Raw genomic sequence first — 20,937 nt, forward strand, 5'->3', positions numbered from 1 at the left:
GGAGGAGCCTATGCTTGAGGTATATCTAGGAAATAATGCCAATACAAATCAAGACTTACTAACCATTTTGACGACCTATGGAGTGGCTTATCGTTGTACAAAAGCATGTGATGTAAACCGTGAAATCTTATTGTCACTCTTTGCCAAAACCACGGATTGTTTTGAGTTGCTGTCGCCACGATTTCTTCGGTTTAAGCGTCAATATTCGATAAGTTTGAATGAGATGATTCAGCTTATTCTCCAAAAGCCAGACCAAAACCTTCGTCTGCCCCTCATTGTCTGTCAGAATCATGTCTATCCAGCTATTGGACTAGACGAAGTGAGAACATTTCTACCCAGACAGGTAAAAGAAGAGCTGTTTCAGGCCAGCCTGATGAAACAAGTGACAGGGTAGGTGTGAAGATGAATGAACGATTTTGGGATAATTTAGAAATTATACTCTCAGAAAGAGAAATCACTTGGGCAGAACTAGCTCGCAAAGTATTCAAAGGTCAATATGTCTATCCCAGTGAGTTTAATCGCCTCTATCAAAAACTGCGACATTACAAATCCAATCGTCTGATGCCACAAACAAGATGGGTTGAGCGAATCGTTTTAGTCTTAGACATTGATTATGAAGATTTATTCAAGAGGTGACAATGATAAGGATAGTGGTGTTTTATCTAGCCATACAGATTAACGGTCTTCTGGTGAGTTTATACCTGAAAGAGTATCTAACAATAGAGGGTATAGTCTTGCTACAATTGATCCTATTAAGTGTTACTTGCTTAGAGATTGCCCGTCATAAAACTGTTCAAGGAAAAAATATGACCTTGCAAAAACGCCTAAGTTGGTTGCTTCTTGGCTTTGTGGCTATGGTTGCTTTTGCAGTCTTCATCAGTTTCCTATTTTCAGTGCAGACTAGGAATCAAGCAGTATTGGTACAAGTAGGAAAGCAGGTTCCTCCTATTATCTTTTTATTGTTTCTGGTCAATGCAAGTGTCCTTGAAGAGATTGTTTATAGGCAGTTGCTGTGGGAAAAATTGACATTCCCTTTTGTACAAATAGGCGTGACCAGTTTTCTCTTTGTTCTATCCCATGGACCCAATCAGTTAGGGAATTGGCTCATGTATAGCTGTCTTGGCTTGACCTTGGCTGCTGTTCGATTGAAAACTGATTGTATGACGGCAATCACCTTACATTTACTTTGGAATAGTTTGGTTTATGTCTTAACCTTCTTGTGATACCAAAATCAAGAGTTCTTCCGTATTATGGAAGCACCTTATGTTTGATAGGGAATTCAAATAAGAGGAGGTCACCATGTCATCTGAACAACAAGAACGTCAAGCGATACAATACGTGGAAAGAAGTAGTTTATTGACAGTTAGAACTCTCTTAAAGCTCTTAGAATGGTCGGCTAGGCAAGCCTTAGCTCAAGATTCAGCTTATAAGATTGGGGTTCAAAAACTGGAAGAACTCCTTCAAAGCCCTTACGCAATTGAAGCGATAGATGTTAGTAAAGACATACTGGATAAGCCAATCGATGTGGAGAAATTTAAGGAGTTGATGGAGTCAGAAAAACTGCCAATCGCAATTAGTTGGCAAAAAGACTATCTCTACTTTTATGCCAAGGATAAGACCTTGCTCGATCATCACTTGGATGAATTGTTGAAGAAACTGATGTCTAATCCAGAGAAGCTAGAAGGTTTAACCTTTGATAAAACCTTGGATCAAGAGATAGAACTCGCCAAAGAGAAAATTAGAGTGACAGAACCTTCGGCAGTCAAAACCAAGGAGGTGACCTTGTAATGTATTCCAGGCAAAAAGCATTTGTCTTTGGTCTCTTGGGTCTCGCCTTTGGCTATTTCTGCCATCGTCTAACTCTACTCTATGATAGTTTAACCAATGCCCCACCTATGGAACGATTTGCCTACCTCTTAGGAGAGGGGTTAAATCAGGTTTTCAATCCTTTATGGCTATTTTCCTTTACTCAAAAATCTCTTCTTGCCTTTATCCTTGGGGTTCTAACGATGATACTAGTCTATCTTTATGTATCGACAGGACAGAAAGTCTATCGAGAAGGGGAAGAATACGGTTCTGCACGATTTGGAACCAGTAAGGAAAAGCGGAACTTTTACAGTAAGAATCCTTTTAATGACACGATTTTGGCTCGTGATGTTCGTCTAACCTTGTTGGAAAAGAAGAAACCCCAGTTTGACCGAAATAAAAATTTGATTGTCATTGGGGGTTCTGGTGCAGGAAAGACCTTTCGCTTTGTGAAACCCAACCTTATCCAACTTAATTGTTCCAATATTGTCGTAGATCCTAAAGACCATTTGGCTGAGAAGACAGGTAAACTCTTTTTAGAAAACGGTTATCAGGTCAAGGTTTTAGACTTGGTTAATATGACCAATTCAGACGGTTTTAATCCCTTTCGTTATGTAGAAACAGAGAATGATTTGAACCGCATGTTAACGGTCTATTTTAACAATACCCGTGGGTCTGGTTCACGCAGTGATCCATTTTGGGATGAGGCTTCCATGACATTGGTGAGAGCTATTGCCTCTTACTTGGTGGATTTTTACAATCCTCCAGGAAGTTCTAAGCAAGAGCAGGAAGCAAGACGTAAGCGTGGCCGTTATCCAGCCTTTTCTGAGATTGGGAAACTCATCAAACTCTTATCAAAGGGAGTCAATCAGGACAAAAGTATTCTTGAAGTCCTGTTTGAAGATTATGCAAAAAAATACGGTCACGAAAACTTTACCATGCGAAACTGGGCAGATTTTCAAAACTATAAGGATAAGACGTTGGATTCGGTCATTGCGGTCACAACAGCTAAATTTGCCCTCTTTAATATCCAATCGGTGATTGATTTGACGAAAAAAGATTCTATGGACTTGAAAACGTGGGGCACTCAAAAGACCATGGTCTATCTTGTCATTCCAGACAATGATACGACCTTTCGTTTTCTATCTGCTTTATTTTTCTCTACGGTTTTCTCCACTTTGACCAGGCAGGCTGATGTTGACTTTAAAGGGCAACTGCCGATTCATGTTAGAAGCTATCTGGATGAGTTTGCGAATGTCGGAGAAATCCCAGACTTTGCCGAACAAACCTCAACAGTTCGCTCTAGGAACATGAGTCTGGTTCCAATCTTGCAAAATATTGCTCAACTCCAAGGACTTTATAAGGAAAAAGAGGCTTGGAAAACTATACTGGGGAACTGTGACAGCCTCCTCTATTTGGGTGGAAATGACGAGGAAACTTTCAAATTTATGAGTGGTCTTTTAGGCAAACAAACCGTTGATGTCAGAAGCACCAGTCGTTCTTTTGGGCAGACTGGTTCAAGTTCGACCTCCCACCAGAAAATTGCCCGTGACTTGATGACGGCTGATGAAGTAGGGAATATGAAACGAGATGAGTGCCTCGTACGCATTGCAGGGATTCCTGTTTTTCGAACCAAGAAATATTTTCCGCTCAAACATAAGAATTGGAAATGGCTTGCGGATAAGGAAACCGATGTACGCTGGTGGCACTATCATATCAATCCCCTAACCGCTGAGGAAGAGGTAGATTTGTCAGACCATAAAATAAGGGATTTAAGCACAGAAACGACACTACATTAATAGAAATGAGGAATTATATGAATCAAAAACTATCAGGCTTTGTTTACGGAGTGGACGCCAGCTCCATGTTCTCCCAAGCTATGTCTCTATTACAAAAAGGTTTGATTGCAGTAGGAGCCTTTCTTGTTGTCATGGGCATTATCAACCTTTCAACCAACATTAAAGATGGTGGGCCAGGTGTCCGAAATGCCATTCTAGAAATTGTTGGTGGAGTCATGGTGGGAGCCGCGGGTGCTTTTGTGACTCAGATTACCATTTAGGGGAGGACAGCACATGACATGATGATGAATTTTACGTCACCTTTTGTATATCTAGCCTCTGAAAAAGTATCTAGCGATAGCCTTTTTGAAGGGTTTCAAGTGGATTTAGAATCAACCGCCAACTTGGTTAAGTCACTAGCGGACTTTAATCCAACGGTGTGGTCTTACATGACAGCCATTACAAAGGGGATTATGCAGCCCTTGGGAGTAGCTATTCTTGCGGTTGTTCTCGTACTCGAATTTTCAAAAATGGCCAAGAAAATCGCAAACTCAGGTGGTGCAATGACCTTTGAAGCCATAGCACCTATGATTGTCAGCTACATCATGGTTGCGATCGTGATTACCAATACGACGGTTATTGTGGAAGCCATTATTGCCCTTGCTTCTTATGTTATTGAACAAGTGGCAGGGCTAGTCACGAATGGTGGTGCTAATTACGATACCATATCAGGCATTAAGGGATCTGGAATTGTAGGAAAAATGATTATTGGCTTTTTTGCGATTCTCATTTGGTTGGTACGAATGGCCAGTATCATGGTTGTCAATATCTTGATTACCATTCGCTTTATCCAACTCTATCTGATGATTCCTTTTGCCCCTGTTACCATTCCGACCTTCCTTAGTGATGACTGGAGAAGTGTTGGGATTGGTTACCTTAAAAACATCATGGTCTATGCCATTCAAGGTATTTTGATTTTTCTAATTGTATCTCTTGTTCCCTTGTTTGAATCGGCTGGAAAGATTGCCGTATCAAATGGAGCTGGAGTGATGGAATCACTCGCCATTATGTTTGGTGGCTTGGTACAGGCCATATTGTTAATCACTGCCTTAGTTGGCAGTCAACGAACCGCCCGAAGTATTTTGGGGATGTAGGAGGAAGGGAGTCAATATCTCGCCTCCTCTTTTTATAGCTTACTTAGATTGGAGAACATTTATGAACACACGTGTCTTTAAGGACATCTCAAAGGTTCAACACAGGGCATGGCTAGGATTTACAACTAGACAGGTTATTTTTGTATTTCCAGCCGTCGCCATAACCATTTTGGTATTGGGTTTGAACCTATTTTACTGGCAATTTGGGGATTGGTTTATCTATGGTTTTGTTTTTAGCTTTACCATTCCACTCATGTTATTTGGGGTCTATCGCCCCAACGATTTACCATTTGAAACCTATCTCAAGTACCGTTTTCATTTTGAACTAACAGTACCAGAACGTACATTTACTGGAAGAAAAGGAGACCAACGTGAAAAAATTAAAACACTCAATGAAACCAAAGACATCTTCTAATGACCAAAAGCAAAAGACGAAAACGCAGAAGCAGGAGATTAGACCGTCTACCATAAATACGTTAGCTTATCAAGGGCTTTTTCAGAATGGCCTTATGCAGGTCAGTCCAAGTTATTTCTCACAAACCTATCTCTTAGGAGATGTTAATTATCAAACAGTTGGCTTAGACGATAAGGGAGCTATTGTTGAGAAATATTCCGATTTAATCAATTCACTGGATGATAAGACTAATTTCCAACTGACCATCTTCAATCAAAAAGTTAATTTGGAAAAATTCCGTAAGAGTATTCTCTATCCCTTACAGGAAGATGGGTTTGATGCTTATCGTGATGAATTGAATCGTATGATGGATGCCAACTTAGAGGCGGGTGAGAACAACTTTTCAGCTGTCAAGTTTCTTTCATTTGGCAAGAGCGACCAAACACCAAAACTAGCTTTTCGTTCTCTGTCACAAATTGGAGAATATTTCAAGAGTGGCTTTTCAGAGATTGATGTATCTCTTGGTCTGCTCGGTGGAGAGGAGCGAGTGAATGTCCTTGCGGATATGTTACGAGGTGAAAATCATTTACCGTTTTCTTACAAGGATTTGACTCTCTCAGGTCAATCCACCAAACACTTTATTGCCCCAACCTACCTTTCCTTTAAACACAAGAATCATATTGAATTGGACGAACGATTATTACAAATTGTCTATGTTCGTGACTATGGTATGGAGCTAGGGGATAAATTTATTCGAGACCTCATGCAGTCAGATTTGGAAGTGATGATTAGCCTACATGCCAAAGGCTCTACCAAGTCTGAAACCATGACCAAGCTACGAACCAAGAAGACCTTGATGGAATCACAAAAGATTGGTGAACAACAAAAAATGGCTCGGACTGGAATCTATTTGGAGAAGGTCGGCCATGTTCTTGAGAACAACATCGATGAAGCTGAAGCTCTTCTTCAAACCATGACCCAAACAGGAGATAAACTGTTTGACACCGTATTTCTAATTGGCGTGCTGGCGGATACTGAAGATCAACTCAAACAATCTCTTGATATTATCAAGCAAGTTGCAGGGTCTAATGATATGATTATCGATAACTTGACCTACATGCAAGAAGCTGCTTTTAATAGTCTCTTGCCATTTGGGAAGAACTATCTCGAAGGTGTTTCTCGGTCTCTATTGACTTCAAATATTGCCGTGAATGCACCTTGGACTTCCGTAGATATTCAGGACAAGGGTGGGAAATTTTATGGCATCAATCAAATCTCAAGTAATATCATCAGTATTGACCGTGGCAAGTTAAATACTCCGTCAGGTTTGATTTTAGGGACCTGGAGCTGGCAAAGGGATGGCGACAAAACATGAAATCATCTCTACTAAGCTCAAGGAAGCAGATTGCGATACTGAAATTATTATTGTTGACCCAGAAAACGAGTACAGCATTATCGGTCAAGCCTTTGGTGGAGAGAGTATTGATATTGCCCCAGATTCTACCACCTTCTTAAATGTCTTAGATCTATCAGATGAGAATATGGATGAGGACCCAGTCAAGGTCAAGTCCGAATTTCTCTTGTCTTGGATTGGAAAGCTCTTGGACCGCAAAATGGATGGCCGTGAAAAGTCCTTGATTGACCGTGTGACAAGACTCACCTATAAGCATTTTGACACACCGTCCCTGGTCGAATGGGTCTTTGTCTTATCTCAACAACCTGAACAGGAAGCTAAGGACTTGGCACTAGATATGGAACTCTATGTGGAAGGGTCGCTGGACATATTTTCACATCGCACCAACATCAAAACAGACAGTCATTTCCTGATTTACAATGTCAAAAAGTTAGGCGATGAATTAAAACAAATTGCCCTCATGGTTATCTTTGACCAAATTTGGAATCGGGTGGTCAAAAACCAAAAGCTAGGGAAGAAGACCTGGATTTACTTTGATGAAATGCAGCTACTTTTATTGGACAAGTATGCCTCTGATTTTTTCTTTAAACTCTGGAGTCGTGTCCGTAAGTATGGGGCGATACCGACAGGCATTACTCAGAATGTAGAAACGCTTCTTTTGGATGCCAATGGCAGACGTATTATTGCCAATAGCGAGTTTATGATTCTTTTAAAACAGGCCAAGAGCGATCGCGAAGAATTGGTGCATATGCTTGGACTTTCCAAGGAACTGGAGAAATACTTGGTCAATCCTGAAAAAGGGGCTGGCCTAATCAAGGCTGGTTCCACCGTTGTCCCATTCAAAAATAAGATTCCACAACACACCAAGCTCTTTGACATCATGAGTACGGACCCTGAAAAAATGAGGACATGAGATGAAAGAGGATAAAAAGCTAGTCAAACAGGCTAGGCAAAACTTTCGAAGCAACTTAAAATCAGCCCGGATGCATTATCGGAAAGAAGTTAGAGACTTAAAACAGACTGTTCTTAAAAATGGCCTATTTCGAAAACCAGCCCAAAATTCTCTGTTTCAAGATAAGAAAACAGAGTTAAAAGAAAATCTATTCAGTAGCCAAGAGGAAGCAGAAGAGAAGTTCCTAAAGGAAATTACCTATGTGTCTCCTAGACTGTTAAGGGGAAAGGAAATCAAGAACTATCGACTTCCTCAAGCTCAAGAGCGTTTGAGGACGGCAAGAAAACATTTGTCAGAAGTGAAACTAAGTGAGAAGCAAAAGGCAGTTAATCCCAAGTTTACTTTCCAAAAAGAAAATCCTTCCCTGAAGTCTCGCTTTCAGTTTCACCAAGAAAAATCATTTGATCGGTTAAGTGCAGAAAAAGACGTAAGTTCTGCAAAGCGTGAGGTTAAACAACTCAAGAAAGTCCGAAAGTCTAAGAAAAGTTCTACCAAAGTCAAAGTTGGATTAGGCTTAGCTGCTTCTGAATCCCTTGACCTGATAGCACAGGATGATGATTTAGATGGTCTAAGAACCTTAAAGGATACTAGCTTAAAAGCCAGACGCTATGGAAGGTTTACCTATCAAGCAGGTAAAGTGGCGGTAAAAAGTGGTCAGACTGGTGTGCGGATTACCAAATCAAAAATTTCTCATGGAAAGGAACGATTCCAGAACTTCAAAAATGGAAAAGGATTCACACGCCAGAAACCTATTAAACCAAGAAGACGCTACCAAACCTTTTTAAAGCTTGCCAAAAAACAAAGTGTCGCAGGTTTCAAAGGAATCGTCCAAGCCATTAAGGGAAGTATGACTTTCTTTTCTGTACTTGCGGGAAATCCTTTGACTTGGATTGTCTCAGGCATTCTCTTGATACTCCTTTTGATGATGAGCTTTTTCATGAGTGTCTCAGGTAGCAGTGTCATTCAACAAGATGAGATGGAATTGACCAAGGCCTATACCCACATGACGTGGGAAGATGCGGAACATACGAGAACCAATGAAAAAGGGATTACCTACTACACCAAAATTGATGAGGTCATGGTTTACATGAATCATCAATACCAAGACTACAAGTTAGATGATGTTATAGAAACAAGTGGTGTGACCTACAAAGCATTTCTCAGTCAGGTGTGGACGGACTTAAATGGTGGTGATTCTATTAAATCCATGTCTGACTTGTATAAAGAACCTGCTTACAAGCTGTCTGAGGAGGACCAAGAAGAGCTAAAGGAATTGACCGAAGAAGGCAACTATTTAGCCCTTCAAGAATTGGACAATCCCTTTCAGGGACAGACCGATGAGGATAGCTTAAACATGACCTACCGATATGGTTATGAGGTCATTGATGAGAAACCAACGCTTCATCACCATATCATCTTAGAAGCAAAAGTAGGTCAAGTCATTGTGGCTCCGATGGATGGCAAGGTATCTCTTGATGGAGAGAACATTGTTTTGACATCAGGTAAGGGAGTGAATAAGACTAAACTAACCTTGTTTGGCATTCATTCAGGTCGAGTGAGTGAACATCAACAAGTCTTGGCAGGAGACATTATTGGTCAGACCAAAGACGGAACGGGTCTAAAAGTCACCTATCAAAAGGTTGATGATGACACGGATAAGTTGGTCTATGTCAATCCAGCTTTCTACTTTCCAAACGTGATTCAGGTTCAGACTACCCTTCTTCCAACTATCGGTCAGTTTGGCGGCGATGAGTTTGAGAGAGCCAAGGTGATTTATGACTATCTCAAAAGTATAGGTGCGACTAATCAAGCTATCGCAGCCATTCTAGGAAATTGGTCGGTAGAATCCTCTATTAACCCCAAACGTGCGGAAGGCGACTATCTATCTCCCCCGATTGGTGCAACAGACAGTTCGTGGGATGATGAGGGCTGGCTCTCACTCAATGGTCCAACTATATACAATGGACGTTACCCAAATATTCTCAAACGTGGTTTAGGCTTAGGCCAATGGACAGATACTGCAGATGGTTCACGCAGACATACCTCATTGCTCGAATATGCCAAAGGAAAACATCAAAAGTGGTATGACTTAGGGTTACAACTAGATTTCATGTTGGATGGGGATAGTCCTTATTACACCAACTGGTTACAGGACTTCTTCAAAAATTCAGGAAGTCCAGCTAGTCTTGCCCAACTCTTTCTCATTTACTGGGAAGGAAATAGTGGTGATAAGCTACTTGAACGTCAGACACGAGCAAGTGAGTGGTATTACCAAATTGAGAAAGGCTTTAGCCAACCCAATGGTGGAACCGCCCAAAGTGATCCAACAGCACTTGAAGCTGTACGAGGAGACCTTTTTGACAATTCCGTTCCAGGAGGTGGTGATGGTATGGGCTATGCCTACGGCCAATGTACTTGGGGAGTTGCAGCCCGTATCAACCAACTGGGTCTAAAACTCAAAGGTAAAAACGGTGAGAAGATTCCAATTATCAGTACCATGGGCAATGGCCAAGATTGGGTGCGTACAGCCGCAAGCCTTGGTGGTGAGACTGGAACAAGTCCGCAAGCAGGAGCTATACTTTCATTTGCGGGAGGAGGACATGGCACACCAGCAGAATACGGACATGTAGCTTTTGTGGAGAAAGTCTACCCAGACGGCTCATTCCTTATCTCCGAAACCAACTACAATGGCAATCCCAACTACACCTTCCGTAAATTATCGGGAGTGGATAGTAGCTTGAGTTTTGCTTATACGACGAAATAAAAAAGGATATGCTAACAAAATGAATAAATGTTAGTATATCTTTTTTATTTTTTTGTCACGATTACCTAGTGGGGCAGATAAATGTTTTAATCAAAGTCTGTAGAAATAATAATTGTAATAAGACTAATCATCTCATCAAGAACATCTGCAAGTGAAATCCCTTTTGTATAGCTATATTTTTTCGAATAATTTTGCCATTGTTTATTCTGAATAGGATCAGATTTGAACCTCTCGAGTAGTTCAATAATCTTTACAAAATCGAGTTCTGTTTCGCGATATGAAAATGTTCTCTGACAGGCATTTTTCAACTGAATGAAGTCAATGTCTTCTTTTTTCAGTTTTGAAAGAATATAAACATCGTAAAAATCTTTGCTTCTACTGTTCAAGAAGTTACGTGAATAGATGGTTTGAAGTTTTTCAGCTAGAATTGTTTCAATTGTATAAGCAATGATTGGAAAATTGTCTTCATCAAAAATAGCTTTATAGTCGTATGTAATCGGCTGAGGAGTTACAACATCACCTGTCGCAATATCCAAATGGATAACTTGTTTAATATTCTCAAGTTGGCACGAAATTGTTGCTCGATAGCCACCATAGTCATCGCTTTCTTTAATAGCTGTAATTGATTGAATCACAAAAGATATACCTTCTTCGGAATCTGCTAAAATTTCTTTGAGTTGCTGCTTCACAGTATCTTCTGAAAGTGTTATTTGATGGAACAAAAAATCAATATCAACCGTGCTACGAGATTCAACTCCGATAACATTTGACAGTAGGAATCCTCCTTTGAATATATAGTGATTTGAATAGGTACTCTGACTTAATTTTTTCAAAATCACTTCAAGAAAGTAATAGGTCATCACGGAATTAAAGGTTAATCCAGTATTCTTTGATATTTTATGACAGAGTGCTGTTAGCTTAGCTTTATTCATACTAGGACCTCCAGAGTTTGTTTGACCTTGTCCAAGGTGTTCATTTTTGTCGCATATTCATAGAGTTTTGTAAGATTTTTTTTAGAATAGTTTCCGTAATGTTGAAGTGTTTTGACAAAAAGCTCAGTATCTATTTTTTCTCGATGAATCACAAAATCACAGATAATACGTTCTAAATCATACACTCTTACCTCGTTTCCCATAGGGGTTTTTACAAGTGTAATTCCTAGTTCGCTATATTCCTTAGAAACGGAATGAATGTTCAGATTTGCTGGAGGAGTATTAAAACGGTAGCCTCTAGGAATGGTTACGTCAAAATATTGAGGAATTTCATCTGTAAATTGTTGCAGATAAAGCGCTGAGATATATGAGAAAACAGCTTTCGGATATCGGTACTGAAAGAAGTAGTATTCGTCGTAGTCTCCATTCTGGGTTAGGAAAATTCCTTTTTCGACGCGGTATAGAATTCCTTCTTTTTCTAGTCTTGTCAAATATATTGTTGGAATATTTAGAGCTTTACAATCTTTATAGGTGATAATGCCATTGTGGTTTTCTATAAATTCAAGTAGAATCTCTTTTTTTGACATGCTTACTCCTTTCTATGTTGCTTTTACACTACAATTTTATAACATTTGTAGTGTAAAAGCAACATTTTCTTTTCCCTGAACTGATTGTGATAACAAAATCAAGCCTTCTTTTTTATGATGGTATTGAACTTGGGCTACGAGCTGTACAAAAAAGAGAGTTTCTCCTAGAACGGAAAGTTCTTCGTCAAAACTCCTATTTTTGTCGTGCTCGCTTAACGCCCTCGTATCTAATAAAGAGTGACAGTATGTTGCTAGAGAATAAAAGAAAAGAAGGACACTTTATGACCAAAACATATAATCATCACTTTCTTGTCAATCAGGAAAAAGGCGAGAAACACGTCTTTCGCAAGAGTAAAAAATATCGAACGCTATGTTCGGTTGCCCTTGGAACTATGGTGACTGCCGTTGTTGCTTGGGGAGGCACGGTTGCACATGCTGATGAAGTGACACCATCAGTTGACACCACCATTCAACGAACGGAGAATCCAGCTACGAATTTACCAGAAGCACAACCAAACCCTGTATCTGAACAAACTGAAAGTATAGCGTCAACTGGTCAATCTAATGGTGCAATCGCTGTCACCGTACCACATGATACGGTAACACAAGCGGTTGAAGAGGCAAAGGCTGAAGGTGTTTCTACGGTTGAAGATAGCCCAATGGATTTAGGAAATACAACTTCTGCGTCAGAGACCAACCAACAAATTTCAAAAGCAGAAGCAGATGCCCAAAATCAAGTTGAGGCTATCAATGAAGTCACTAAAACCTACAAAGCTGACAAAGCGACATACGAATCGAATAAAGTTCGCATTGAACAAGAAAATAAGGAGCTGTCACAGGCCTATGGAGAGGCTGCCCAAACTGGTAAAGAGACAAATGCTTGGGTTGATACCAAAGTCACTGACCTAAAATCCCAGTATGCAGATGCTGATGTGACAGTAAATGAACAAATAGTTTCAGCAGGGAATGGGACATCTGTACTTGACAATACAAACTATGGTAAGACTGTTGAAACCATTCAATCAACTAACGAACAAGCTGTAGCGGATTATCAAACAAAGAAAACCAAGGCTGATGATATTGTTGCAAAAAATCAAGCCGTTCAAAAAGAAAACGAAGCTGGACTTGCTAAGGCAAAGGCAGATAATGAAGCCATTGAAAGGCGTAATCAGGCAGGTCAAGCAGCTGTTGATGCTGAAAACCGTGCAGGTCAAGCCGCAGTAGATCAAGCTAATAAGGAGAAACAACAATTAGTTTCAGATCGAGCAGCCGAGATTGAAGCTATTACAAAACGCAATCAAGAAAAAGAAGCCGCAGCCAGAAAAGAAAATGAAGCGATTGATGCCTACAATGCCAAAGAAATGGAACGCTATCAACGTGACTTAGCCGAGATTTCAAAAGGTGAAGAAGGTTATATTTCTGAAGCCCTTGCTCAAGCCCTCAATCTCAATAACGGTGAGCCACAAGCACAACATGGAGCAATTACCCGAAATCCTAATCAAATCATTTCAACTGGCGATGCCATGCTGGGTGGCTGCTCAAGAATATTGGATTCAACAGGATTCTTTGTCTATGATAGCTTCAAAACAGGTGAGACCCTTAGTTTTAACTATCAAAATCTTCAAAATGCACGATTTGATGGTAAAAAGATTAGTCGAGTGACTTACGATATTACCAACCTTGTATCACCTGCTGGAACCGATGCCGTGAAATTGGTTGTACCAAACGATCCCACAGAGGGCTTTATTGCCTATCGAAATGACGGAAACGGTGACTGGCGAACAGACAAGATGGAGTTTCGTGTAGTTGCTAAGTATTTCTTGGAAGACGGTTCACAAGTTGCCTTCTCCAAAGAAAAGCCAGGAGTCTTCACACATTCTTCCCTCAATCATAATGACATTGGTCTAGAATATGTCAAAGATACTTCTGGGAAATTTGTGCCGATTAATGGTTCAACCGTTCAAGTGACTAATGAAGGTCTGGCCCGTTCGTTGGGTTCCAACCGTGCAAGTGATTTGAATTTACCTGAGGAATGGGATACCACATCAAGTCGTTATGCTTATAAAGGAGCAATTGTCTCAACGGTCACATCAGGCAATACCTATACAGTCACCTTTGGGCAAGGCGATATGCCACAGAATGTTGGCTTGTCATACTGGTTCGCCTTAAATACCCTACCAGTGGCACGTACTGTAACACCGTATAGTCCCAAACCTCATGTAACGGTGGAACTTGAACCCATTCCAGAACCTATTACGGTAACACCAGATATCTTTACTCCTAAAACATTTACACCAGAAAAGCCTGTGACCTTCACGCCAAAGCCTTTGGAAGAAGTAGTGCAGCCTAGTCTGACCTTGACGAAAGTAACCTTACCTGTCAAACCTATTCCAAAAGAACTTCCAACGCCACCACAAGTACCGACAGTCCATTATCATGCATACCGTTTGACGACAACTCCAGAGATTATGAAAGAAGTGGTCAATAGTAACCAAGCTAATCTTCATGAGAAAACTGTCGCAAAAGATTCAACGGTGATTTATCCCTTAACAGTTGATGCCTTATCGCCCAATCGTGCCCAAACGACTAGTCTCATTTTTGAGGACTACTTGCCTGCTGGTTACCTCGTTGATAAGGAAACAACACAAAAAGAGAATGGAAACTATGTCCTTAGCTTTGATGAGACTAAGAATTTTGTGACCTTGACCGCAAAGGAAAACTTGTTGCAGGAGGTAAATAAAGATTTAACCAAGGTTTATCAACTGGCTGCTCCAAAACTCTATGGTTCTGTTCAAAATGATGGGGCAACCTATTCCAATAGTTACAAACTCCTTTTGAACAAGGGTACAACCAATGCTTACACAGTCACTTCAAATGTTGTAACGGTTCGTACACCAGGTGATGGGGAGACAACCACACTCATTACACCAGATAAAAACAATGAAAATGCGGATGGTGTCCTCATTAATGACACGGTCGTAGCCCTTGGCACAACCAACCACTACCGATTGATTTGGGATTTGGACCAGTATAAGGGAGATCGTTCTGCTAAAGAGACAATTGCACGAGGCTTCTTCTTTGTGGACGATTACCCAGAGGAAGTGCTCGATGTGGTGGAAAATGGCACGGCTGTTACTACCCTTGACGGTCAGAAGGTATCAGGAATAACGGTTAAAAACTATGCTTCACTAAATGAAGCTCCTAAAGACCTTCAAGCTAAATTAGCTCGTGCTAAAATTACACCGACAGGTGCCTTTCTAGTCTTTATGCCGGATGACAACCAAGCCTTTTATGACCAGTATGTTCAAACAGGAACTTCTTTAGCTCTTTTGACCAAAATGACGGTTAAAGATAGTCTCTACGGTCAGACAAAGACCTATACAAACAAGGCTTATCAAGTTGATTTCGGCAATGGCTATGAAACTAAGGAAGTGACCAACACCCTTGTTTCTCCAGAACCCAAGAAACAGAACCTCAATAAAGACAAAGTGGACATCAATGGGAAGCCCATGCTAGTGGGAAGTCAAAATCACTATACTCTCTCATGGGATTTGGACCAATACCGAGGGATTAAAGCAGACAACTCTCAGATTGCACAAGGTTTTTACTTTGTGGATGATTATCCAGAAGAAGCTTTATTGCCGGATGAAGCAGCTATTCAGTTTGTCACATCTGATGGCAAAACAGTTTCAGGAATCACGGTGAAGTCTTATTCTCAATTATCTGAAGCTCCTAAAACGCTACAAGCAGCCCTTTCGAAACAAAAAATTCAGACTAAAGGAGCTTTTCAAATTTTCATGCCTGAAGACCCAAAAGCCTTTTTTGAATCTTATGTGACCAAGGGGGAGAATATTACCATTGTCACTCCGATGACGGTTTTGGAAACCATGCTTAATTCAGGGAAGTCTTATGAAAACGTGGCTTATCAGGTGGACTTTGGACAAGCATATGAAACTAATACGGTGACCAATTTTGTCCCTAAAGTAACTCCACATAAGTCTAATACCAATCAAGAAGGTATTTCAATTGATGGAAAGACTGTTCTTCCGAATACAGTCAATTATTACAAAATTGTCTTGGATTACAGTCAATACAAGGACATGATAGTGACGGATGATGTTCTTGCCAAGGGATTTTACATGGTAGACGATTACCCAGAAGAAGCCCTTACCCTAAATCCTGATGGCATTCAAGTTTTAGATAAGGATGGCAATCGTGTATCTGGTATCTCTGTCAGCACCTATGCAAGTTTGTCAGAAGCTCCGAAAGTCGTTCAAGATGCCATGGCTAAACGTCAGTATACGCCTAAAGGAGCCATTCAGGTCCTTAGTAGCGATGATCCCAAAACCTTTTATGAGACCTATGTGAAGACTGGTCAAACCTTAGTTGTCACGCTTCCGATGACGGTAAAAAATGAGTTGACCAAAACAGGTGGTCGGTATGAAAATACAGCCTATCAAATTGATTTTGGATTGGCCTATGTCACGGAAACAGTGGTTAATAATGTTCCCAAACTAGACCCACAAAAGGATGTGGTGATTGACTTATCTCATAAAAATGACAGCCTTGACGGGAAAGAAGTGGCCCTGAATCAAACCTTTAACTATCGCTTAGTTGGAGCGATGATTCCAAGCAATCGTGCGACTGATTTATTTGACTATGGTTTTAAAGATGATTATGACGAAAAACATGATGAATACAATGGTGTTTATCGTAGTTATTTGATAACGGATGTCACGCTCAAAGATGGTACGCTGTTAAAAGCGGGAACTGAAGTCACGAAATATACCTTACAACAGGTAGATACGGAAAACGGTCTAGTTTCTATTACGTTTGATACTGCCTTCTTAGAAACTATCTCAGATGACTCATCCTTCCAAGCAGATGTTTACCTTCAGATGAAACGGATTGCGGCTGGTCAGGTGGAGAATACCTATCTTCATACCGTAAATGGTTATGTCATCAGTTCAAATACAGTTGTAACAAGTACTCCTGAACCAGAAGTGCCGGCTCCAAATCAACCAACACCACCTCAACCATCGATTGAGTCTCTTGAACCACCTGTTCCAGCAAGCATTTTGCCAAATACAGGGGAACAGGAATCCCTTTTGGGCTTGATTGAGGCTGGTATTCTACTTGGTACGGCCTATGGACTGAAGAAAAAGGAGGAGAAGTAGATGAATCCAAAAACTATTTATGAAAAGGATTCAGACCAAGATGGTTTGACAGATGCTCAGGAACTAGCTTTGGGAACCAATCCGCAGTCTGTTGACACAGATGGTGATGGTCAGGCTGATTTAGAGGAGCTACAATCTGGACATTCACCACAAGTCCCACAAAAGGAGTTGTACGATGACTTGGAACTTTGACACCATGAAAGAGGCTTTATCTGAAATGGAGAAGACCGATTACCAAGAGTTTATCAAGGCCTTTCTCTCTTTGGAATTAAGTATTTCTGATAGAACAATTCTCAATCAGGTTTATCAAGATTATATGGATGAAGATGACCTATCCTTGATTAGTGATGAGCTACGAGTTAAAGTTGATAGTTATCAGGAAGAAGTACAGGCAGATATGACTGACATTCTGGAAAAGCTGTACCGAACAGGTGAAGGATCTAGTTTTATCATGGATGTCATGTCTTCGAATAGTATTTCTGACACGATGGATCAATATGAAATTTTGGATAGTGAAGACTATTCCTTAATCGGTCTTGAAACCTTACAGGCTATGATTCAACAGGACTTAGCCATTTCCAGTCAGGATTATTTTGGAGATCTGGTTCACCTTGCCTTGCAAAAAGATTTACTAGACCAGAAAAGTCATTTCTTACAACACTATGTGGCAACTGTAATGGAAGGTATTCCACAAGAAAGAGACCAACGAGCCTTGGTCCTAGATTAACGCAAAGGGCTGAGAAAAACTCTCAGCCCTTTTAAAATGGGAGGGAAAATGAATCAAGAAGTCTTACTACAAATGATGAGAGCCACCATTCCTCGTGATAGAGCCCTGCTTGAGGCATTTTTATATTACCAAGCAGAGCATTTTGATGAGGAGTGGGATAGTCTTATTCGTCAGTTTATGACCAATAGGCAGGGAATCAAAAGATCTGTTCAGGTACTTCACTTTGAGACAGATGTTTCAGCTTTTGTCCAGGCTAGTCCTTATGATACTGCTCATGATCTATTGACCTATACACAAGTTTTCGGCCAAACTGGTCTCCAAAAACTTGACAAACTATCGCCGTCTGAAAAAGACTTGGTGATAGAAGTGGCCTTGTTCAATCTGGCCACTCGTTTTCAACTATTAGACTCAAATGGTCATTACCAAACCATTTCACCAGATTCTCTTTTACAAAAGAGTAGGGGAGCTAATTTGGTCAATGTGTATCGTGTGGCTAATAATTTAGCGGATCGGATTAGCCGAGATATTGAGCAGTTTCTCTTGACTTACGAGCCTGAGCTTGAAACAAGAGTTGATGAAACAGTTCTAGAAAATGAAGAAACTGTTGATGAGCACAAAGCTAGTGTTCATCAAGCAATATCATTTAGAGAAGATGGCTCTCTCATCATTGCTAGTTTGGATGTAGATTTGTCTCAACTAGATGTTCAAACAGGAAAAACAAGTCATCTGCCAGCTTATGAAGAGTTGTCATTACGACGTAAATTTGAGATACTAACATATTTTGACCAAATTCGAAATGAACGTTCCAAAGTCCCAAGTTTTAAACGAGGTGATTTTGACACTGAAATGGAAATGACACCAATCTTTGAGGGCGAGGAGTTACTCACCTATCTAGAAGCTGATGGTAGTCCCTATGAGCTGAAACGAACGCTGACCACAGTCGAAGAAAAGGAATTAGAAAAAATTGGACGAGCTATTAGGATAGACAATCAAGAAAAATTGACTCAGGTAGGGATTGAGCTATCTCAGTTTGAATCAGACCAAGTCGGTATTTTATTGGATGCGGCAGGTCGTTTTCGTTTGAAAAATGCGGACCTTGCTTTACTAGGTGGCTATCCCAAAGCCTCGGTAACTCAACTAGCCCTTGCGACAGAACTACTCCAAATGGGGCTAAGTCATGAAAAGGTTGAATTTTTCTTTGGTAGCCAGCTTTCCCTTGAAGAGCTGCGACAAGTTGCTTACGCCTTTTTACACGAAGAACTCAGCAGAGAAGATGCGGAACAATTTGAAAAGGATAAGGGCAAACAGCCAGATTTATCCCTCAGAGATTGGAAGAGCAAGCTAGAGAAAGCTGAGTCAAAAGTAGTGGTTGATGAAGAGTTAGCGGAAAATCCACTAGTCCAGAGAGTATTGGACACTTATCCTCTGGGGTTATTGGTTTCCTATAAGGGACAGGACTTTGAGGTCGTGTCGGTCAGTGATGCTCAATTGAATGGTTTGATTCGGATTGAGTTAGTCAATGATTTTTCGGATATCATTGAACAAAATCCAGTTCTTTATATGAGGACCTGGGAGGAAGTCAGTCAGGCACTTCATCAGCCAAAGGCAGAAAAACAAAGAGAGTTAGAAGAAGCGGACCAAGAACTAAACCTTTTTTCATTTCTGGAAGAGGAGCCAGTTCAGAGTGTTGGACTATTGGAACCAGATGGTTCAGAAAAAGGTCATAACGATACTGATCATGAAGAATCAGATAATCAAATTCCTGAAGAGGAAGTCGTCGAAACAATTCCAGAGATTCCAGTACCGGACTTTTATTTTCCAGAAGATTTGACGGACTTTTATCCTAAGACTGCTAGAGATAAGGTTGAGACAAACATTGCGGCCATTCGGTTGGTAAAAAATTTGGAAGTGGAGCACCGCAATGCTTTACCAAGTGAACAAGAACTCCTTGCCAAGTATGTAGGCTGGGGTGGACTAGCCAATGAATTTTTTGATGACTATAATCCAAAATTTTCTAAGGAACGAGAAGAATTGAAAAGCCTAGTCACAGATAAAGAGTATTCGGATATGAAACAGTCCTCTCTGACAGCCTATTACACAGACCCAGCCCTGATTCGTCAGATGTGGGATAAGTTGGAAAGAGATGGCTTTACAGGTGGCAAAATCCTAGATCCTTCCATGGGAACAGGGAATTTTTTTGCAGCAATGCCCAAACACTTAAGAAAAAAGAGTGAGTTATATGGTGTGGAATTAGATACTATTACAGGAGCTATTGCCAAACACCTTCATCCCAATAGTCATATTGAAATTAAGGGCTTTGAGACGGTGGCTTTTAACGACAATAGTTTTGATTTGGTGATTTCTAATGTGCCCTTTGCCAATATACGAATTGCGGATAACAAGTACGATAAGCCTTATATGATTCATGACTATTTTGTTAAAAAATCCCTTGATTTGGTGCATGATGGTGGGCAAGTATCCATTATCTCTTCAACAGGAACCATGGATAAGCGAACCGAAAACATTTTACAAGATATTCGTGAGACAACTGACTTTCTTGGAGGGGTTCGCTTGCCTGATACCGCCTTTAAGGCCATTGCCGGAACCAATGTCACAACGGATATGTTGTTCTTCCAGAAACACTTGAACAAGGGCTATGTGGCAGATGACTTAGCCTTTTCAGGGTCTATTCGTTATGACAAGGACAACCGTATTTGGCTCAATCCTTACTTTGATGGAGAATACAATAGCCAAGTGCTAGGAACCTATGAGGTTAGAAACTTTAACGGTGGAACACTTTCTGTTAAGGGGACTAGTGATAACTTGATTGCCAGTGTCCAAACTGCTCTAAACCATGTTAAGGCCCCAAGAGAGATTGATCGAAATGAGGTTATCATTAACCCAGATGTATTGACCAAACAAGTGATTGATACCTCCATTCCACCTGATATTAGAGAAAATCTAGGTCAGTACAGTTTTGGGTATCAGGGTTCAACAATTTACTATCGAGATAACAAAGGCATTCGAGTGGGGACCAAGACGGAAGAAACCAGTTACTATGTCGATGAAGATGGTAACTTCAAAGCCTGGGACACCAAGCATTCCCAAAAGCAGATTGATCGCTTTAATGCCTTAGAAGTAACTGATAGCACTGCTCTAGATGTTTATGTTACATATGATGCAGCAAAACGTGGTCAGTTTAAAGGGTTATATAAAAAGACAGTTTTCTATGAAGCTCCCTTATCTGAGAAA

Annotated in this window: 15 protein-coding genes and 1 pseudogene; 14 read left to right on the plus strand and 2 right to left on the minus strand. The window is 40.5% G+C overall.

The genetic code is table 11. The annotated features are described in order from the left end of the window. The first annotated feature begins 10 nt into the window (after positions 1–10). From ACPC57_RS06795 to ACPC57_RS06840, 10 genes and pseudogenes are all read left to right on the plus strand, one after another. Complete coding sequence (locus tag ACPC57_RS06795; protein ID WP_000895325.1) at positions 11–394, plus strand: hypothetical protein; 384 nt, start codon at positions 11–13, stop codon at positions 392–394. 8 nt (positions 395–402) lie between these two features. After that, a complete protein-coding gene (locus tag ACPC57_RS06800) occupies positions 403–636 on the plus strand; it encodes a hypothetical protein (protein ID WP_014621275.1) in 234 nt (77 codons plus the stop codon). 2 nt (positions 637–638) lie between these two features. Next, positions 639–1,223 (plus strand): CPBP family intramembrane glutamic endopeptidase, encoded by a 585-nt coding sequence (locus ACPC57_RS06805; RefSeq protein ID WP_434066554.1) that lies wholly within the window; start codon positions 639–641, stop codon positions 1,221–1,223. Between the two features lie 76 nt (positions 1,224–1,299). After that, positions 1,300–1,788 carry a hypothetical protein gene (locus ACPC57_RS06810; protein WP_220017028.1) on the plus strand — a complete coding sequence of 163 codons (489 nt, stop codon included), beginning with the start codon at positions 1,300–1,302 and terminating at the stop codon, positions 1,786–1,788. Further along, the gene (locus tag ACPC57_RS06815; protein ID WP_434066555.1) at positions 1,788–3,605 is read left to right on the plus strand and encodes a VirD4-like conjugal transfer protein, CD1115 family; all 1,818 of its coding nucleotides are present in this window, start codon (positions 1,788–1,790) and stop codon (positions 3,603–3,605) included. The genes ACPC57_RS06810 and ACPC57_RS06815 overlap by 1 nt, the downstream gene beginning before the upstream one ends. 17 nt (positions 3,606–3,622) lie before the next feature. Continuing rightward, the gene (locus tag ACPC57_RS06820; RefSeq protein WP_001072171.1) at positions 3,623–3,865 is read left to right on the plus strand and encodes a hypothetical protein; all 243 of its coding nucleotides are present in this window, start codon (positions 3,623–3,625) and stop codon (positions 3,863–3,865) included. 18 nt (positions 3,866–3,883) lie between these two features. Next, positions 3,884–4,738 (plus strand): conjugal transfer protein TrbL, encoded by an 855-nt coding sequence (locus ACPC57_RS06825; RefSeq protein WP_172036569.1) that lies wholly within the window; start codon positions 3,884–3,886, stop codon positions 4,736–4,738. Between the two features lie 61 nt (positions 4,739–4,799). Further along, on the plus strand, positions 4,800–5,153 hold the full coding sequence (locus ACPC57_RS06830) for a PrgI family protein (RefSeq protein ID WP_039671053.1): 354 nt from the start codon (positions 4,800–4,802) through the stop codon (positions 5,151–5,153). Beyond that, positions 5,110–7,459: pseudogene (locus ACPC57_RS06835) on the plus strand (VirB4-like conjugal transfer ATPase, CD1110 family). Before ACPC57_RS06830 ends, ACPC57_RS06835 begins: the two are co-directional and overlap by 44 nt. Position 7,460: 1 nt before the next feature. Then, positions 7,461–10,262, plus strand: a complete 2,802-nt coding sequence (locus ACPC57_RS06840; protein ID WP_434066556.1) for a phage tail tip lysozyme — start codon at positions 7,461–7,463, stop codon at positions 10,260–10,262. Positions 10,263–10,348: 86 nt separating this feature from the next. Here ACPC57_RS06840 and ACPC57_RS06845 read toward each other — a convergent pair whose 3' ends face one another. Together ACPC57_RS06845 and ACPC57_RS06850 are read right to left on the minus strand one after the other, a co-directional pair. After that, positions 10,349–11,194, minus strand: a complete 846-nt coding sequence (locus ACPC57_RS06845; protein WP_111679138.1) for a nucleotidyl transferase AbiEii/AbiGii toxin family protein — start codon at positions 11,192–11,194, stop codon at positions 10,349–10,351. After that, on the minus strand, positions 11,191–11,781 hold the full coding sequence (locus ACPC57_RS06850; protein WP_434066557.1) for a type IV toxin-antitoxin system AbiEi family antitoxin domain-containing protein: 591 nt from the start codon (positions 11,779–11,781) through the stop codon (positions 11,191–11,193). The genes ACPC57_RS06845 and ACPC57_RS06850 overlap by 4 nt, the downstream gene beginning before the upstream one ends. Positions 11,782–12,062: 281 nt before the next feature. Here ACPC57_RS06850 and ACPC57_RS06855 point away from each other — a divergent pair, with 281 nt between their 5' ends. The 4 genes from ACPC57_RS06855 to ACPC57_RS06870 all read left to right on the plus strand — a co-directional run. Next, entirely contained in the window at positions 12,063–16,958 is a 4,896-nt protein-coding gene (locus ACPC57_RS06855; RefSeq protein WP_434066558.1) for an SspB-related isopeptide-forming adhesin, read from the plus strand. Beyond that, entirely contained in the window at positions 16,959–17,150 is a 192-nt protein-coding gene (locus tag ACPC57_RS06860; protein ID WP_039671048.1) for a calcium-binding protein, read from the plus strand. Then, positions 17,134–17,685: a hypothetical protein gene (locus ACPC57_RS06865; protein ID WP_039671047.1), complete on the plus strand. Its 552-nt coding sequence runs from the start codon at positions 17,134–17,136 to the stop codon at positions 17,683–17,685. The genes ACPC57_RS06860 and ACPC57_RS06865 overlap by 17 nt, the downstream gene beginning before the upstream one ends. A 48-nt stretch (positions 17,686–17,733) precedes the next feature. Continuing rightward, positions 17,734–20,937: N-6 DNA methylase (locus ACPC57_RS06870; RefSeq protein WP_434066559.1), on the plus strand; the 3,204-nt coding region annotated here is incomplete at its 3' end.

The organism is Streptococcus sp. VTCC 12886, assembly GCF_049893425.1.
Classification (GTDB): domain Bacteria; phylum Bacillota; class Bacilli; order Lactobacillales; family Streptococcaceae; genus Streptococcus; species Streptococcus suis_AA.

Excerpts from the sequence above, each read along its gene's own strand:
- ACPC57_RS06845 (WP_111679138.1), bottom strand. The coding sequence starts at position 11,194 with ATGAATAAAGCTAAGCTAACAGCACTCTGTCATAAAATATCAAAGAAT.
- ACPC57_RS06825 (WP_172036569.1), top strand. The coding sequence starts at position 3,884 with ATGATGATGAATTTTACGTCACCTTTTGTATATCTAGCCTCTGAAAAA.
- ACPC57_RS06840 (WP_434066556.1), top strand. The coding sequence starts at position 7,461 with ATGAAAGAGGATAAAAAGCTAGTCAAACAGGCTAGGCAAAACTTTCGA.
- ACPC57_RS06850 (WP_434066557.1), bottom strand. The coding sequence starts at position 11,781 with ATGTCAAAAAAAGAGATTCTACTTGAATTTATAGAAAACCACAATGGC.
- ACPC57_RS06805 (WP_434066554.1), top strand. The coding sequence starts at position 639 with ATGATAAGGATAGTGGTGTTTTATCTAGCCATACAGATTAACGGTCTT.
- ACPC57_RS06810 (WP_220017028.1), top strand. The coding sequence starts at position 1,300 with ATGTCATCTGAACAACAAGAACGTCAAGCGATACAATACGTGGAAAGA.
- ACPC57_RS06795 (WP_000895325.1), top strand. The coding sequence starts at position 11 with ATGCTTGAGGTATATCTAGGAAATAATGCCAATACAAATCAAGACTTA.
- ACPC57_RS06860 (WP_039671048.1), top strand. The coding sequence starts at position 16,959 with ATGAATCCAAAAACTATTTATGAAAAGGATTCAGACCAAGATGGTTTG.
- ACPC57_RS06855 (WP_434066558.1), top strand. The coding sequence starts at position 12,063 with ATGACCAAAACATATAATCATCACTTTCTTGTCAATCAGGAAAAAGGC.
- ACPC57_RS06865 (WP_039671047.1), top strand. The coding sequence starts at position 17,134 with ATGACTTGGAACTTTGACACCATGAAAGAGGCTTTATCTGAAATGGAG.
- ACPC57_RS06800 (WP_014621275.1), top strand. The coding sequence starts at position 403 with ATGAATGAACGATTTTGGGATAATTTAGAAATTATACTCTCAGAAAGA.
- ACPC57_RS06815 (WP_434066555.1), top strand. The coding sequence starts at position 1,788 with ATGTATTCCAGGCAAAAAGCATTTGTCTTTGGTCTCTTGGGTCTCGCC.
- ACPC57_RS06820 (WP_001072171.1), top strand. The coding sequence starts at position 3,623 with ATGAATCAAAAACTATCAGGCTTTGTTTACGGAGTGGACGCCAGCTCC.
- ACPC57_RS06830 (WP_039671053.1), top strand. The coding sequence starts at position 4,800 with ATGAACACACGTGTCTTTAAGGACATCTCAAAGGTTCAACACAGGGCA.